9 protein-coding genes are annotated in these 16,730 nt (G+C 42.5%); 6 read left to right on the plus strand and 3 right to left on the minus strand.

Annotated elements, in window-relative coordinates:
* The first annotated feature begins 29 nt into the window (after window positions 1-29).
* The 5 genes from ACTJKN_RS08200 to ACTJKN_RS08220 are packed head-to-tail and all read left to right on the plus strand — an operon-like array spanning window position 30 to window position 8,687.
* Window positions 30-3,272, plus strand: a complete 3,243-nt coding sequence (locus ACTJKN_RS08200; protein ID WP_440823938.1) for a SusC/RagA family TonB-linked outer membrane protein — start codon at window positions 30-32, stop codon at window positions 3,270-3,272.
* 11 nt (window positions 3,273-3,283) lie between these two features.
* Window positions 3,284-5,209, plus strand: a complete 1,926-nt coding sequence (locus ACTJKN_RS08205) for a RagB/SusD family nutrient uptake outer membrane protein (RefSeq protein WP_440823939.1) — start codon at window positions 3,284-3,286, stop codon at window positions 5,207-5,209.
* Window positions 5,210-5,221: 12 nt separating this feature from the next.
* Window positions 5,222-6,490, plus strand: a complete 1,269-nt coding sequence (locus ACTJKN_RS08210; protein WP_440823941.1) for a DUF5000 domain-containing lipoprotein — start codon at window positions 5,222-5,224, stop codon at window positions 6,488-6,490.
* Between the two features lie 12 nt (window positions 6,491-6,502).
* Window positions 6,503-7,711, plus strand: coding sequence for a DUF4998 domain-containing protein (locus ACTJKN_RS08215; RefSeq protein WP_440823943.1), 1,209 nt, complete (start codon window positions 6,503-6,505; stop codon window positions 7,709-7,711).
* Window positions 7,712-7,745: 34 nt separating this feature from the next.
* On the plus strand, window positions 7,746-8,687 hold the full coding sequence (locus ACTJKN_RS08220) for a hypothetical protein (RefSeq protein WP_440823945.1): 942 nt from the start codon (window positions 7,746-7,748) through the stop codon (window positions 8,685-8,687).
* 704 nt (window positions 8,688-9,391) lie between these two features.
* On the opposite strand, the gene ACTJKN_RS08225 is transcribed toward ACTJKN_RS08220, so the two are convergent.
* A complete protein-coding gene (locus ACTJKN_RS08225) occupies window positions 9,392-10,210 on the minus strand; it encodes an alpha/beta fold hydrolase (RefSeq protein ID WP_131032265.1) in 819 nt (272 codons plus the stop codon).
* A 472-nt stretch (window positions 10,211-10,682) separates the two neighbouring features.
* Here ACTJKN_RS08225 and ACTJKN_RS08230 point away from each other — a divergent pair, with 472 nt between their 5' ends.
* On the plus strand, window positions 10,683-12,305 hold the full coding sequence (locus ACTJKN_RS08230; protein ID WP_440823948.1) for a Na+/H+ antiporter: 1,623 nt from the start codon (window positions 10,683-10,685) through the stop codon (window positions 12,303-12,305).
* A gap of 369 nt (window positions 12,306-12,674) precedes the next feature.
* Here the strand turns inward: ACTJKN_RS08230 and ACTJKN_RS08235 are convergent, their stop codons facing one another.
* A complete protein-coding gene (locus ACTJKN_RS08235) occupies window positions 12,675-14,630 on the minus strand; it encodes a sigma 54-interacting transcriptional regulator (protein ID WP_440823950.1) in 1,956 nt (651 codons plus the stop codon).
* A gap of 176 nt (window positions 14,631-14,806) precedes the next feature.
* Entirely contained in the window at window positions 14,807-16,726 is a 1,920-nt protein-coding gene (locus tag ACTJKN_RS08240; RefSeq protein WP_440823951.1) for a sigma 54-interacting transcriptional regulator, read from the minus strand.
* Between the last annotated feature and the right edge of the window lie 4 nt (window positions 16,727-16,730).

The raw sequence follows: 16,730 nt of genomic DNA on the forward strand, positions 1-16,730 counted from the left end.
AATCTAAACATAAAAACCAACCAAACTTTATGAACCAAAATTTTACTCTTAAGGTAAGGCATCTGCCTTATCTGGGGAACCTCTGGGTACTGTTCGCCGTATTTAGTGCCTGTTTATTGCTTTTGGGCAGTCCCACTTATGCGCAACAGGGCGCAACAATCAAAATTACCGGTACTGTTAAAGATTCGCTTGGCCTGGGAATTCCGGGCGTAAGCCTTCAGGTTAAAGGCCAGAGCGGTATGGGAACCATTACCGATGGCGATGGTAAATTCTTGCTGAACGCTACAGTCAAATCAACAGTTGTCGTATCATCTGTGGGTTTCAGGCAGATCACTTTTATAGCCGATCCGCTAAAGTTAAAGGTAGATCTGGTACTGCATTCGGATGACAACAATCTTTCGGATGTAGTGGTTACCGCCTTTGGAAAGAAGGAGCGGAGAGAAGCTATGGTGGGGTCTGTTACCAGCATTACACCTGGCAAGCTAAAGATCCCATCCAGCAATTTAACCAATGCCTTGGCCGGACAGATTGCCGGCGTAGTGGCCTACCAGCGGAGCGGCCAACCAGGGCTTGACAATTCTACCTTTTTTATCCGTGGGGTAACCACATTCGGCTACAAGCAAGATCCATTGATCCTGGTAGATAACGTAGAGCTTACGCCAACCGATCTGGCGCGGCTACAAGTTGATGACATTGCGAGTTTCTCCATCTTAAAAGATGCCAGTGCCACGGCCTTGTATGGTGCGAGAGGGGCTAATGGGGTAATCTTGGTAACCACAAAGGAAGGTGTTGAAGGCAATGCGAAAGTAAATGTCCGCTTTGAAAACTCCATTTCGCAGGCCACACAAAACCTTGAAATTGCCGACCCCATTACTTTTATGAAGATGTACAATGAGGCCATTACCACTCGAAATCCTTTAGGCGTGCCAAGGTTTAGCCAGAACGATATTTATAACCGCGAGCAGACTTTAAGTGGTGCGCCGGGAAGCAACAAATATGTTTATCCTGCTGTAAACTGGATTGATGAACTGTTTAAAACCAGCACCAATAACCAACGCTTAAACGGAAGCGTAAGCGGGGGCGGAAAGATTGCAAGATACTATATCGGTACTTCTTATAACCGCGATAACGGGATATTAAAGGTAAGCCCTGTAAATAACTTCAACAATAACGTTAAACTCGAAAATTACCAGCTCCGCTCAAACGTCAACATCAATGTTACGCCTACTACAGAAGTGGTACTCAGGCTGTCGGGAACTTTTGATGAGTACAATGGACCGATTACCGATGATGGCTCTTTCTCTGCCGACCTTTATAAAAAGGCGCTTCATACCAGCCCGGTATTATTTCCGGCCTTTTATCCGGCCGATCCTTCGCTGGGGATCGATACCCACATCCTATTTGGTAACAGCTCCACTGAAGGTACAGGAAATACAGTCGGTTTTTCCAATCCTTATGCAGATATGATGAAGGGATATAAATCCTTTTCCAGGTCAAGGATGTCTGCACAGCTCGAGCTGAACCAAGACCTTAACTTCCTGACCAAAGGCCTGTCTTTTAAAGGAATGTTTAACACCAATAGATATTCTTATTTCGACCTGACCAGAAAATATTCTCCATTTTTTTACAATGTGGCATCCTATGATAGGATCAGCAATCAATATAGCCTCAACTGGATCAATAACCAGCCTGGCCAGGCTTCAGAATACCTGAGTTTTGAACCAGGATTTAAAGACATTAATACATTTGTGTACATGCAGGCTGTTTTGGATTACTCGAGGCAGCTCGGTAGTAAACACAACATCAGCGGAACATTGATAGCCACAAGGCAACAGCGTTTATACGCCAATGCAGTAGATCCGGCAACCAATTTATCCAGCCTTCAGTATTCGCTTCCCTACCGGAATGTTGGCCTATCGGGAAGGTTGGGTTATGGTTACGATAACCGTTATTTTGCCGAATTTAACTTTGGCTACAACGGATCAGAACGCTTTGCTGAAAAGAACAGGTTTGGTTTCTTTCCAACTATCGGCGGTTCATGGGTAATTTCCAACGAAGCTTTCTGGGACGGCGGGTTAAAAGAAGCTGTGAGTAAGCTTAAACTGCGCGCAAGCTATGGTCTCGTAGGTAACGATGCCATTGGCGCACAGCGATTCTTCTACCTTTCGAACGTGAACCTGAATGGTGGTAGCCCTGCTTATTTCGGACAAGCAAATAGCGTTACCAGGCCAGGGGTAAGCATTACCAATTATGCCAATGATGCTGTTACCTGGGAAACTTCCAGACAGACCAATATTGGGCTGGAAATCAGTTTGTTTAAAAGTCTGAATATTATTGCAGAGGTATACAAACAGCACCGTTACAATATTTTGATGGAGCGGGCTTCGATTCCTTCTACTATGGGATTAGAATCTGGTGTGAGCGCAAACCTGGGTACTGCTGATTCGAGGGGAATAGATTTTTCTGCCGATTATAGTAAAACCTTCAGGGGCGGATTTTGGATGTCGGGCAGGATGAACTTTACCTTTTCGCAAAATAAATACGGACAATATGAGCAACCTGCCTATAAAGAGCCATGGAGAATACTTTCCGGGCAGAAAATTGGCGTAAGATGGGGCTACATTGCCGAGCGTCTTTTTGTTGATGATCAGGAAGCTGCTGCTTCGCCAACCCAGCTTTTTGGCGCTGGCGCCTCGGCGCCTAAGGGAGGGGATATCAAATATACCGATGTAAACAATGATGGCAAGATTACAGAAGCCGATCAGGTATTTATCGGCCTTCCTTCCACACCTGAAATTGTTTATGGTGCAGGGCTTTCAATGGGGTTCAAGAAGATCGACCTTTCGCTTTTCTTTCAAGGTGTAGGCCGCACGAGTTTCTTTATTGATCCATCTCAGGTTAGTCCATTCCTATCCAACAGGCAGGTGCTTCAGCCCTTTGCGGATAGCCACTGGACAGAAGAAAATCAGGATTTATATGCCAAGTATCCACGTTTGGGAACCACCTCTTCCGAGATTAGTAATAACCTCCAAACCAGTTCGTGGTGGATGCGTGATGGTGCTTTTATCAGGCTCAAATCTGTAGAAATCGGCTATACTTTCCCTGATAAGTTGTCAAAAAAGGCATTTCTGTCTAATTGCAGGATCTATTTCAACGCTTTAAATCCGCTCACCTGGAGCAGGTTCAAAGACTGGGATCCGGAATTGGCCTCAAATGGCTTCAGCTATCCGATCCAGAAGGTATATAACATCGGAATCAACGTTAACTTATAAGCATGCTTGTAATGAAATTAAACATAAAACTTCTCATACTCATTGCAGTGATTTCGGGAATGACCCTTTCCTGCAAGAAATACCTGGATGTAACGCCAGATAATGTGGCCACAATCGATTATGCTTTCAGAAACAGAAATGAGGCCGAAAACTACCTTTTTACCTGTTACTCTACCCTGCAGAACATGGGGCCGTCCAATAGCGATGCTGCTTTTACAACTTCCGGGGAGATTTATTTCCCCAACACCTTAACAGAGGCCACATTGGGCAGCAGGGATGCAGAGCAGGGTTTTCACCTGATCAGGGGCGTACAGAGTACCGATAACCCATCATTAAATTATTGGGACGGAGAGCAGCTTGGCCAGCCAATTTTTAAAGCAATCAGGAGATGTAATATCTTTCTGGAGAATATCGACCGGCCGAAGGATCTGGCTCAATTTGAACGCAACCGCTGGATTGCAGAGGTTAAGTTTTTAAAGGCCTATTACCATTTTTATCTTTTGAGAATGTATGGCCCCATTCCTTTGATTAAACAGAATCTGCCTATAGATGCTGGTACAGATGAGGTAAGGATAAAACGTGCGCCCGTTGACGAGGCATTCGCCTATATCGTATCCCTATTGGATGAGGCCACACCCGACCTTCCACGCACCATACAGGATCCGGCAAGGAGTTTAGGCCGAATTACACAGAATGTTGTCCTATCGGTTAAAGCTGAAGTGCTTACCACGCAGGCGAGCCCTTTTTTTAACGGCAATCCCGATTATACCGGGTTTAAGGATAAAGAAGGTGCAAACCTGTTTCCTGCAGCTTTTAGTGCAGAAAAATGGAATAAAGCCATGCTGGCCTGCCAGGCTGCGGTAAAATCCTGCGAAGAAAGCAACCTTTCCCTTTACCGTTTTACCTCTCCTGGCAATCTTCCAACTATACCTGCACCATTGAAAACAGTGATGGACATCAGACAGAGCATTACCGAAAACTGGGAGAAAAATCCTGAGGTAATTTGGGCACTTAACCCTGAATTCGGCTTGCAATCAATGGCTATGCCCAGGCTCACCAATGCCATGGTGCAGAATATGGGCGGCACACCTGGAAATTTTGCCGTACCTATTGGAATGGCCGAGCTGTTTTATTCGAAAAATGGTGTACCAATGGCTGAAGATACCGGTTACGATTACAGAGGCCGTTATACAGTCACCTCGGCAGGTGCCGAGAGTAAATACTATTTAAAAAGTGGTTACCAGACCATAAAAATGCACATGGATCGGGAGCCTCGCTTTTATGCCGATTTATCTTTTGATGGAAGCTGTTTTTTTGGTAATGGCCAAACAGATCCAGAAAATATGCTCTATGTACAGGCCCGTGGGGGTACTTCATTGGCTGGCCCTAAAGATAATATCAGGGTTAACGTATCGGGCTACTGGCCAAGCAAACTGGTAAATTACCAATCTGTTTTTGGCACCGAGGTTACCCAGGCAAGTTTCAGGATGCCGCTAATCAGGCTGGCCGGACTTTATCTGCTGTACGCAGAAACGCTTAACGAGGTAAATGGTCCAACGGCAGATGTTTATACTTATATCGATAAAGTACGCGCACGTGCAGGTTTAAAGGGCGTTAAAGAGTCGTGGGCGAGCTATTCATCTAATCCCGGCAAGGCTTCGGGTAAAGATGGCCTCCGATCGATCATACAGCAGGAACGACGGATTGAGCTTTGTTTTGAAGGCAGAATAGGGTGGGACTTAAGGCGCTGGAAAGTGATGCAGGATGTACTCAGCAAACCACTTCAGGGCTGGAATATTCAGGATACCACACCTGAAGGTTATTACCGTCAGCGTAATCTGGTAATTCCTGTATTTGGTCTGAAAGACTATTTGTGGCCACTTAAATACAACGACTTGATCGTAAATCCGAACCTGGTTCAAAATCCTTATTGGTAAATTAAATAGAAGATGATGAAAATTAGATCAAAAATATATAACAGGCTTTTTGTATTGCAGTTTATTGCCATGTTACTTGTGGCCTGCTCGTTCTACTCCTGTAAAGAAAGCGAAGGTTTTAATGAGGTGGTATCGAAAGATATGACAAAACCCGGAGTACTCACCGGAGTAAAAGTAGAAAACCTGGCAGGAGCTGCAGTAATTTCTTATGTGTTGCCCAATTCCGAAAACCTGCTGTATGTACAGGCAGAATACCGGATCAATTCGCGGACCGTAAGGCAGAGTAAATCTTCTTATTATAGCGACACGATCAAGGTAGAAGGCTTCGAAAAAAGCGGCGATTACGATGTTACGCTTTATGCCGTATCGCGTGCAAATGTGAAAAGTGATCCTGTTCAGGTGCGTGTACACCCCGCAACACCATCTTATCTGTCGGTTTATCCAACAGTTCAGCTTCAGGCTGATTTTGGCGGGGTAAATGTAATCGCCAGTAACCCGGCTAAGAAACCAATCGGGGTGATTGTGATTTCCAATGATAAAACAACAGGGAAAATGCTTCCCATAGAACAGTTCTACACCGAAGCCGAAAACATTAATTTTAGTGTAAGGGGATTTGATACCCTAAAAAGAGATTTTGGTGTATATGTAACTGATAGATGGGGAAATATATCCGATACCTTATTTAAATCAATCAGTCCCATCTTTGAGATTATGGTGCCAAAAGCACAGTTCAGCGAATATCGGCTACCATCAGATTCCCCTCTGGGCGCAACAGGTCTTGGATGGAATACTTCGAGGTTATGGGATAACAATACTTCAGATCCTGGGTGGCATACAGAGGCAGGTTATGGCAAGCCTCTTCAGCTCTGCACATTTGATATGGGCGTACTTGCTAAGCTCAGTCGCTATAAATTGTGGGAAAGAGGAGAAGCCTATGGTAACGATTATTCTTATAACCATGGTAACCCTAAAGCATGGACGCTCTGGGGATCAGCCAAAACTGCACCCGCAGATATCGAATTACCGGTAAGTTCGGCAAAAGGAACCATTGTAGGTGATTGGATCAACCTGGGGAATTTTACCTGCCCGCCGCCGCCCTCTGGCAATGCACCCGGACAAACCACACCTGTGGATCTTGCCGCAGTAAAAGCCGGCTTTGAATTTAACATTGCACTTGATATTCCTAAAGTGAGGTTTATCAGGCTGGCCGTTAACTCGACCTGGGGAAATGCAGATTTTGCCCATGTGATGGAATTGTCTTTTTGGGGAAATACCAATTAAAAATTAAAGCAGATGACAACTAAACATATAAACAGCATTTTAATGGTTTTTACGGCCATTATGGTTCTTTGTGGCTGTAGCAAGGATGCACTAGATTACAGAAAATATCTTGACGGAAAAGAACGTATATATCCAGGCTTTGCCGGCAAAGTTGGTGCAGCGCCGGGCAATTACAGGATAAAACTGAACTGGAAGGCAAGTCCCGATCCGAGTGTAACCCATTACCGCATATTCTGGAACAATTCGGCAGATTCATTGGAAATGAAAGCGCCAGACCGAAGCGTTACTGATGTATCGGTAATTATTCCCAAACTGGTAGAATATAATTATTCCTTTACCATTTATTCTTATGATAAAGCTGGCAACAAATCTGTGCCTGTTCAGATTAGCAACGTAAAGGTTTATGGCGATAGCTATAAATCGAGTCTAACCAACAGGTTTCTGGTTTCAACAGATCCTTATCAGCTGGATGATGACGGCATTACACTCAATTTTGAAAAACCAGATACCATCAATATTACAACCGAAATACGCTATACCTATAAAGATGGTACCATTCATAAAAGCGCGTTAAGTCCTGATGAAAATTCAATCAGGCTTGCCGACTACAAAACCGGAACCAAGATTTATTTCAGGTCGGCTTATGTGCCGGTAAAATCGGCGATTGATACCTTTTATACAGTAGATTACGATTCTTTGAGCAATATTATGGTGCCAGTGGATAAATCACTGTTCCGTCCGCTAAAACTGGCGAATGATGTGGGCACATATTCGAGTGAAACCTCTTTATCGCAACTTTGGAATGGCAATAAAGCACCAACCGCATACCCGGATATTTTTCATAGTGACAACAAGACACCGCTTCCACATCACTTCACTTTTGATATGGGTAAGGCGATTGTCAATCTTACACAGTTTGAAATCATCGGGCGCAATGGTTATAATAATCCTACCAAATTTGAGATCTGGGGAATCGCAGACCTTACAGGAGCAGAAACCCAGTCGCCAGGTAATTCACCAGGGTGGACAGCAGAATCAAAAGGAAGAGGATGGACGCTGCTTAAAACGGTGGAACGCTCAGATGATGGATCGGCACCATTTAAAGTTGCCCTGCCTGATGGCCTGCCTGCAATGCGATACATCCGCATTCGGGTAATTGAAGTGGCCAGTGGCGATGCCTATTATAGCAATATTAGTGAAATATCGTTCTGGAATAAATAAGGATCGATTCTCTATAATAGAGAATAACATAATTATGAATAATACTAAAGCAATCATTTATTTACTAGTCCCGATTTTTTTATTGGGACTAGTTTCAAAATCCGAAGCTCAGGCTAAGGATCGATCTAATAAAGCGATAATCACCCCTGATTCTGTATGGAAAGAGCACTGGTTTGAACATCAGGAAGATTTGAAACTGATAGAAAGCAATGCACATGTGGCTGTTTTTTATGATAAAAATATGCCGAGCAATATTAAATGGCCTATCGCCGTAATGGTAGATTGCTGGGCCTATGTTAAACGCAACTATGGCGATTTCGGACCGGACCCAAAACTATATGTGATCTTGCACCGCGCAATGGGCAAGGATTATGGAGGAGGGCATCCATCACCTTTTTTTGATGCGAGCCATGATTATCGCAACGTGATCGATTGTGGCTTAGCGCAATGGAATAATCCTACCGGCGAACAGATTGGCATGCCAATACACGAGATGGGACATATCGTAACCAGCGCCAGTCACGGTACAAAAGGCTCGCCCTCTGATGTATTGTGGGGAGATAGTAAGTTTATGGAGATTTTCAATTATGATGTACTCAAAAACATAGGAATGGCTGGCGAGGCCAATAAAGTATTTACGCAAATGCAGACCCAGTACGACGACTTTCCGAGACAGGGAACGCAGTGGTTCAAAAACTGGTTTTTCCCTATTTATAATAAGTATGGTGAAGGAAAAGTACTCAATAGGTATTTTGAGCTCCTGGCATTAAACTTTCCAAAAAACAAAAGCGGGCGGTACAAAAGAGATTTGAATTTTGGCGAATTTATTCATTTCTGGAGTGGTGCATCTGGTGTAAACCTACAGGATGTTGCAGAAAAAGCTTTTGGTTGGCCAATCGAATACGATCTTCAGTTTAAACAGGCCCAAAAGGATTTTCCGAAACTAAACTATGAAACTAAAGGTAGCAGCAGATAATGTGCATGCTATCATTTAAATATTCCCTTTGATGCTTTGTTGAATCAGGAACCTGAGCAAAGATCAATGGATGAGGTATCCGGTGAGGACCGGTCATAAATTCAGTCTTAATGAGCTTTGATTCTTGTTACGTGCTGATTTAATTTGGTAAAACATAGGCTGCGGTGGATACCAGGCCTATGTTTTTGTTTTACGGCAATTGTTTCTTAAGATGAAGTGTGAGATATCGTCATTGCGAAGAGGAACGATGAAGCAATCTTAATGCGCCTGCTATTAGCAATCGTTGTAAGATTGCTTTGTCGGCTGAAAAAGCCTTCTCGCATCCGATAGCTATCGGATGACGATTTTTCTTGCCTAATCTTTTGCGTCTCGCTAAGTCATTACAGGATATCGTAATTTCGAAGGGAGTACAACTCAGTCGGGAACCAAGAGAAGTGCTCAGCAAAGCTAAATCAATTTTCCATTTTAATTTGGCTCATAGATCTCTCCATTCCGCGATGCTCCAGTCGGGATGACGATTTTCCTATGGAGGCATGTCAATGGTAGCCCCTCGAAGGACCTTTTTAAATACAATTGCAGACACTCAAGCATAGTGACTGTTCTTCGAACTCCTCTATTCCAAGCCCTTTGTTTTTTACAAACGCAAAAATGCGCACAAACAAACGGCTGTGTTTATCTGTGCGCATCAGTGGTTAATTAAGTTTTTACGATTTAATAAAGGCTAAAATATCCTTATTAATTGTTTCCGCCTCTGTTGTAGGCATACCATGAGGGAAGCCTGGGTAAGAGATCAGTTTTCCGTTTGGTAACAACTTTGCCGCTCTTGGTGCCTGGTTAAAAGGAACAATCTGGTCGTCTTCTCCATGCAATACCAATACCGGAATTTCCACACTTTTTAGATCTTCAGTAAAATCTGATTCCGAAAATGCTTTGATACCTTCATAATGTGCCAATACAGACCCCATCATGCCCTGGCGCCACCAGTTGTGTTTTATTCCTTCCTGAACTGTTTTGCCATCACGGTTCCAGCCGTAAAATGCCACTGGGAAATCGTAAAAATATTGGGCTCTGGTAAAACCGGTACCTTGACGGATTTCATCAAATATCGCCAATGGCACACCTTCCGGATTGCTTTCGTTTTGGATCATAATCGGCGTTACTGCACTGATTAAAACTGCTTTTGCAACGCGGCCTTTCCCATGTTTTGCCACGTAACGGATTACTTCACCACCACCGGTTGAGTGGCCAATGTGAATGGCATCTTTCAGGTCGAGTGCTGCTGTAAGTTCTGCAATGTCGGCTACATAGGTATCCATATCATTACCATTGGCACTTTGACCTGAGCGGCCATGCCCACGACGGTCATGCGCGATCACCCGATAGCCCTGTTTCAGGAAAAACATCATTTGTGTATCCCAGTCATCTCCAGATAATGGCCATCCATGGTGAAAAACGATTGGTTGTCCCGTTCCCCAATCTTTGTAATAAATTTCAGTTCCGTCTTTTACTTTAATTGTACTCATAGCTTTTTATAGATTAATTTTAATTGTTTAAAGCAGTTTTTGCGAATTACCAAAACTAATAATTGATGTCGAGGTGCTCACTAAACTGTATGTTAAGTTTCGTGCTGCCAATATTACAATTTGCGATCCATTTTATTAAGTATTTGGTTTTTAGGTGTTTGTTGTTTGTTTATTGATTTTTAATTTGCGCTATTTCGTTAATTTACGTTAGTTTTCTGGAGAAATAAATATTGCTGAATGATTTTTGGTTTGTGCTTTAGCGAAGATAATCGTATTGATTTAAAACAACATCTGGAGCAGTAGTCTCCTGCCTTATTAACAGTTTATTATTTGCTTAGCTGATTTTAGCAATTGTTTCAGGTAAAATTACGTTATATCGTTATTTTTTTTGCTTAAATAACAATCCTTTAAAGCTCAAATAACTGGTTATTTGTTGATTATATTTGTGGTTTATTCTTTGTGAGAAAAAGCCATGCATTATACCCTTCTTCAGTTCATTATTTTACTTTCAGCAGCTTTCCTGTTGATCATGCTGGCACAAAAGGTAAAAATTTCCTATCCTATATTTTTAGTAATTGCCGGTCTGGGCATCAGCTATATTCCGGGTATCCCGCCAATGTCTATAGATCCTGAGGTTATATTTCTGATTTTTCTTCCTCCGCTGCTTTACGAGGCTGCCTGGTATACCTCATGGAATGATTTCTGGCGCTGGCGCAGGCCGATCAGTTTGCTTGCTTTTGGCCTGGTTATTATTACATCGGTAGCCGTTGCATTTTTAACCTCTTCCATGATTCCTGGCTTTACACTCGCTATGGGATTTTTGCTTGGGGGCATTGTTTCGCCACCTGATGCCATTGCGGCGACATCGGTATTGAAGAATATAAAAGTGCCAAAACGGATTACCACCATTTTGGAGGGCGAAAGTTTGGTTAACGATGCCTCCAGTCTAATTGTGCTCCGTTTTGCCTTAGCTGCGGTAATTACAGGGCAGTTTTCGCTTTCAAATGCAGCAGGCGACTTTTTCTTAAGTACTGTTATGGGCATTGTAATCGGATTGGCCGTGGCTCATGTATTATATCTTATCCATCGGTTTTTACCTACTACACCCAGCATCGATGCTGCCATCACTTTAATTTCACCCTACTTTATGTATCTGGCTGCTGAGCAGTTCCATTTTTCGGGCGTAATGGCTGTGGTAAGCGGGGGATTGTTTTTATCATACCGGTCGCACGAAATTTTTGTAGATGGACAAAGCCGCTTGCAGGCCATCAATGTATGGGCAACCTTAACGATGATCCTAAATGCCCTGGTATTTATTTTGATCGGACTGGAATTGCCTATCATAATGGCTGGCTTAGAAGGTTATTCAATTTGGGAAGCTTTTAGTTATGGACTGATCATTAGTGCACTTGTAATTGTACTCCGCATCGCCTGGATTTATCCGGTAGCTTTTATACCAAGGTGGCTATCTGCCAGGGTAAGAAGGAGTGAAGCTCACCCAGGCTGGAAAGGCCCGTTAATTATCGGCTGGGCCGGAATGAGAGGAGTAGTTTCTTTGGCCGCGGCACTCTCATTGCCCATTACTACTGCCGCTCACATTAATTTTCCACACCGTAACCTGATCATCTTTATTACGTTTGTGGTTATTTTGGTTACCCTGGTTTTTCAGGGCCTTACTTTGCCTTATATCATCAAGGCGATCGACATTTACGAAATTGATCCACTGGTACCTGATGAGCAACAAGAGGCCAGCATTAAACAGCGGCTGTTAAAGGTTTCATTAAACCGCTTAAGGGAAAACTATGCACAGGAAATTGAAGGAATCGGATTGGTAAATGGTTTGAAAAATGAACTCGAGAACAGCTTAAACCATACCTCCAGAAGACTCGAATCGATGGAGTGCGAAGCAATCGAAAATGCAGAGATGGAAGTTTATAACCACATCTTAAAAGATATTTATCATATCCAGCGGCAAGAACTTCACAAAATCCGCAAGGAAAAGCAATTTAGTGATGATGTAATCAGGAAGCAGGAAATGCAGATCGATTTATCAGATACCAAAATTCCGCATGTATCAATAAAAAGTAATGGTTAAGTAGATTGTGCCCCAATGCCATTAAGTAAGCACTGTAGTTGTCAGTCTGAGCGTGATCGAAGACTTCTTGAGATTGATAAAACGCAAATAGCCCTTCGACTACGCTACTATTGGAAGATTCAAATATAAGGGGCGTCATTGCGAGGAGGAACGACGAAGCAATCTTTCACGCTAGTGATCCTTGCCATAAAGATTGCTTCGTCAGCTGAAAAAGCCGTCTCGCAATGACGATACTTTGAAGAGATTTATATCTTTTAAATTCTTCTGCTATTTTTATTGTTTTTATGCAATCAATTTCTCAGGACAACAAATCACAGCGCTTAATCGACTGCGGACTCAAGACTACAAACTTCGGACTAAACCCAAAGCCTACTTAACAAATTCGAACTTTATCCCAAGTTTTTTAATTTTTGAGTTTAATGTCGTTGAGGGGATATTAAGGATTTCCGCCGCGCCGCCCGGGCCAAATATTTTGCCTTTACACAGCTGCAAAATGCTCATAATATGCTCCCGCTCCATTTCTTCCATGGTTTTAATTTTGAAATGATCATCGCCAGAAAAACCTGTAGCGGATGTCGAATTGGGAAGTTCAACTTTAGTAATCATTTCCCCTTCAGTTAACAGCATACTTCTTTCGATCAGGTGCTCCAATTCCCTGACATTTCCAGGCCAGTGATAATCCTGCATTTCATTCAATGCATCCGTAGATATTGAAGTAACTAATGACGATCCTTTTTTGCCATATTTGTCGATAAAATAAGCAGCCAGAGCAGGTATATCTTCTTTTCGGTCTCTCAGCGCAGGTAATTCTATCGGGAAAACATTCAAGCGGTAATATAAGTCAAGGCGGAAACGGCCTTCTGCAACTTCTTTCTCCAGGTTTCTGTTGGTGGCCGTAATGATCCTAACGTTTATCTTTTTGGTGTAATTTCCACCCAAACGTTCAATTTCTTTTTCTTGAAGCACCCTTAATAGTTTTACCTGGGCTTCTAAGGGAAGTTCGCCTATCTCATCCAGAAAAATCGAACCTCCGTCGGCCTGTTCAAACTTGCCGATGCGTTTTTCGTTTGCGCCTGTAAAAGAACCTTTTTCATGTCCGAAAAGTTCCGATTCTATTAACGTTAAGGGTAAGGCAGCACAGTTTACGGTAATTAAGGGTTTGTTTTTACGGGGAGATAATTTATGGATAGTTTGGGCGATTTTTTCTTTACCCGTACCACTTTCGCCGAGGATAAGTACCGAAGTATCATCGGGTGCCACCAGTTCCAGTTTCTTAAATGCAGCGTGCAATAAAGCACTGTTGCCAATAATGCCATTAAAATCCTTTTGAATTTCTATAGCTTGTTCTTTTTTGATGATTGGCTTTTCAACTACAGGTACGTCCACAGCTGGAGTTTGAGCTACACTACCCTTACTTAAAATAATTTTATCTATAATGAGTTCAAGGCTTTTCTTAAATTGGGCAATAATACCCGAATGAACTTTTGTGTAGAGATCTGAAAGCTGGTTGAAAAAAATGAACTGAAATACTTCTGTATCTCTTTCAATTTCGGTAATCAAGGCTGATTCAAGTTTGTAATGGTCTGAAAGCGCTTGTACAGATCGACTTTCCATTCTCAGTTTCCGAAAATCATATCCGTTAAATATCGGTTTTCCATTATGGACAAGCGCAGTGCCGTTCCAGGTTTTAAAATCACGATCTGAAATATTGGTTTCTTTCAATAAAGCGTCGGTGCTGAAGATATTGAACGTTCCGTCGGAAGCGCGGCTGATGTAAACATCTTTTGTAGTTGTGCGCGGCTTTGATCTGGTAATCCAGAGAAAATCGAAAGGTACAACGGGGTGCATTGCGGCACTGATCTGTTTCAAACGCTGCGAAACCGGTTCCTGCTTTTGCGCAATGTGTTCAATCTGTTTATGTAGCGGTGGCTCTGTATGATGGTTATATTTCAGGTTTTGTTCATGTCTGTAACGGGCAATATCCAACATTACCATCAGGTCTTTTTCGCGGAAAGGTTTAACCAAAAAGCCATAGGGCAGGGTTGCTTTTGCAGCTTCTAAAATCCCTTGATTGGTGTTTGCGGATATGTAAATAAAAGGGATTCCCATTTCGGTAAGCTGGCCAGCCAGATCAATTCCCGTTTTGTCGCCCTGTAAAAAAATATCCAACAGTATCCAGTCGGGTTCTTTAGCTGCGATCAGCTCAAGCGCCTTCACCACCGATGGTGCTATCCCGCACACTTTATAGCCAGCTTTTTCGAGCATGATCCTAAGATCGTTGGCTACAATAAATTCATCTTCTACAATTAAGATTTTCTGTTTCATTTTCTATTTCGGGCGAGCGTTAGATATAAATCAACGGCCAACAAAGGTCCCTTTTTGATTAATACAGTCTATTCAAGTCAAGAAAAATACCAATCCTTAAGTTTTTGTTTATCAGTGTTTTATTGTGTTGGTTGGTTTTTTGAGCTCATGATATATCGTCGATTTACTAAATATCACTAACGTTTTATGTCCAGTTTTTTAATTTTAGAACTCAAAGTTGTTGCCGGAATACCCAATAATTCTGCCGCACCACCGCTGCCTGCAACCTTGCCTTTGCAGAGCTCCAAAACCCTGATGATATGGTCTCTTTCATTGTCAATAATCGTTTTAATTCCATTTTGCGAAAGCGGTTCCTCATTTTTAATTCCAAGTTCCAAATGATCGGGATTAAGTTTTCCATCCGATGAAAGCAGTACACTCCTCAGCATTACATGTTCCAGTTCTCTGATATTGCCTGGCCAATCATACAACATTAGCCGATCCATAAAATCAGTGGGGATTTCGGTAATGTTTTTACCTACTGCTTTTGCATGCTTCTGAACAAAATATTCTGCCAATAGTGGGATGTCGGTCTTTCGTCGACAAAGCGGAGGAACGTGAATTGGAAAAACATTAAGACGGTAGAAAAGATCCAGCCTGAACCTGCCTTTTGCAATCTCTTTCTCCAGATTGAGGTTTGTTGCCGCAATTATTCTTAAATCGACTTTAATAGGTTGTTTACCACCAATCCGCTCAATTTCTTTCTCCTGCAACGCGCGGAGAAGCTTTGCTTGAAGATCGAAGGGCATCTCTCCAATCTCATCGAGAAAGATGGTGCCACCGTTGGCCTCTTCAAATTTTCCGATTCTGGTGTTCACAGCGCCTGTAAACGAGCCTTTTTCATGGCCAAATAGAATGGATTCAATTAAATCTGCAGGTAGTGCAGCGCAATTTACAGCCACTATTGGCTTTGCACTTCTATGTGATAAGCGATGGAGACTTTTGGCAACTTCTTCTTTTCCTGTCCCGCTCTCTCCGGTTATCAATACAGATGTATCAGTTGGTGCAACAATTTTTATCTTGTCTAAAACACTGAGCAAAGCAGTACTTTTGCCAATAATATTTTCAAAATCTTTTTTCGCTACAGGATAGTTACTGCTTTCTTGGTGTAAAACTGTCTCCGTTCCCGCTTTTTCAAGCTCGATAATATGGACCAATTTTTTCTCTAAAGTGCCTGATAAAAAGTTAAGCAGTTCCATGTGTGCGGGTTGGTAAATGTTTTCAGTTCTACTGTAAAACGAAAAGCTGATCTGATCGCCATTTTCAAGGTAGAATGTTTTCACCATATTGGAATAGAGATGATAGGTGGTGGCGATTAAGTTTTTCATTGGAGCAGCCTTTTTTACCCCCTCAAAATCATCACCAATGTAAATGGCGTCGGCTGTTGTTTGGGGTACCAGTTGATTGATGGTATCATATTCTGCCCTGCTTAAACCCGCGTATTTTAAAAACTCATTTGCTGTAAATAAGTCGTACTGGTCGAAGTTTTTTCTGGTGATTCCAATTTCGCTATATCGTTTTCCATCTTTTGCAATACCAGAAAGTGCAATAAAATCAAAAGGAATATATGGCTGAAAGGCAGCTGCAATGGCTAAAATTTTCTTTTGCCAGGTTAACGATTTCATCGAGATATCTACAATGAAATCCTGCATAAAGCGCTCGCTGCTCATTTTCATGTTATTGCTGTTTTCCTTGCGGTACCTGGCAATATCAATGCTGAGTAAAATGTCGCGGTCGCGGTAAGGTTTAACAATAAACCCGTACGGACAGGTGGACTTTGCAGCCTCCAGCACTTTTTCATTCGAATTTGCAGAGACATAAATAAAAGGAATCTGGCTTTTCATTAAGTCATGCGCCAGATCAATGCCGGTTAACCTGCCTTTAAGGTAAATATCTAAAAGAACCAGGTCTACCTGGTGTTTTTCCAGTAGGGCCTGAGCATTTTTAACAGAATCGGCAATGCCGACAACCTGATAACCGGCACGCTGCAAAATCATCTGCAGATCGTGCGCAACGATAAATTCATCTTCAACAATTAGAATTTTTTCTGTCCTCATCTTC

The sequence above is a fragment of the Pedobacter sp. 22163 genome (genome assembly GCF_052045595.1).
Taxonomy (GTDB): Bacteria; Bacteroidota; Bacteroidia; order Sphingobacteriales; family Sphingobacteriaceae; genus Pedobacter.

What these genes read in the sequence shown, in the direction of transcription:
- ACTJKN_RS08225 (WP_131032265.1), bottom strand. Translation starts at nt 10,210, where the DNA reads ATGAGTACAATTAAAGTAAAAGACGGAACTGAAATTTATTACAAAGAT.
- ACTJKN_RS08205 (WP_440823939.1), top strand. Translation starts at nt 3,284, where the DNA reads ATGAAATTAAACATAAAACTTCTCATACTCATTGCAGTGATTTCGGGA.
- ACTJKN_RS08220 (WP_440823945.1), top strand. Translation starts at nt 7,746, where the DNA reads ATGAATAATACTAAAGCAATCATTTATTTACTAGTCCCGATTTTTTTA.
- ACTJKN_RS08215 (WP_440823943.1), top strand. Translation starts at nt 6,503, where the DNA reads ATGACAACTAAACATATAAACAGCATTTTAATGGTTTTTACGGCCATT.
- ACTJKN_RS08200 (WP_440823938.1), top strand. Translation starts at nt 30, where the DNA reads ATGAACCAAAATTTTACTCTTAAGGTAAGGCATCTGCCTTATCTGGGG.
- ACTJKN_RS08240 (WP_440823951.1), bottom strand. Translation starts at nt 16,726, where the DNA reads ATGAGGACAGAAAAAATTCTAATTGTTGAAGATGAATTTATCGTTGCG.
- ACTJKN_RS08230 (WP_440823948.1), top strand. Translation starts at nt 10,683, where the DNA reads ATGCATTATACCCTTCTTCAGTTCATTATTTTACTTTCAGCAGCTTTC.
- ACTJKN_RS08210 (WP_440823941.1), top strand. Translation starts at nt 5,222, where the DNA reads ATGATGAAAATTAGATCAAAAATATATAACAGGCTTTTTGTATTGCAG.
- ACTJKN_RS08235 (WP_440823950.1), bottom strand. Translation starts at nt 14,630, where the DNA reads ATGAAACAGAAAATCTTAATTGTAGAAGATGAATTTATTGTAGCCAAC.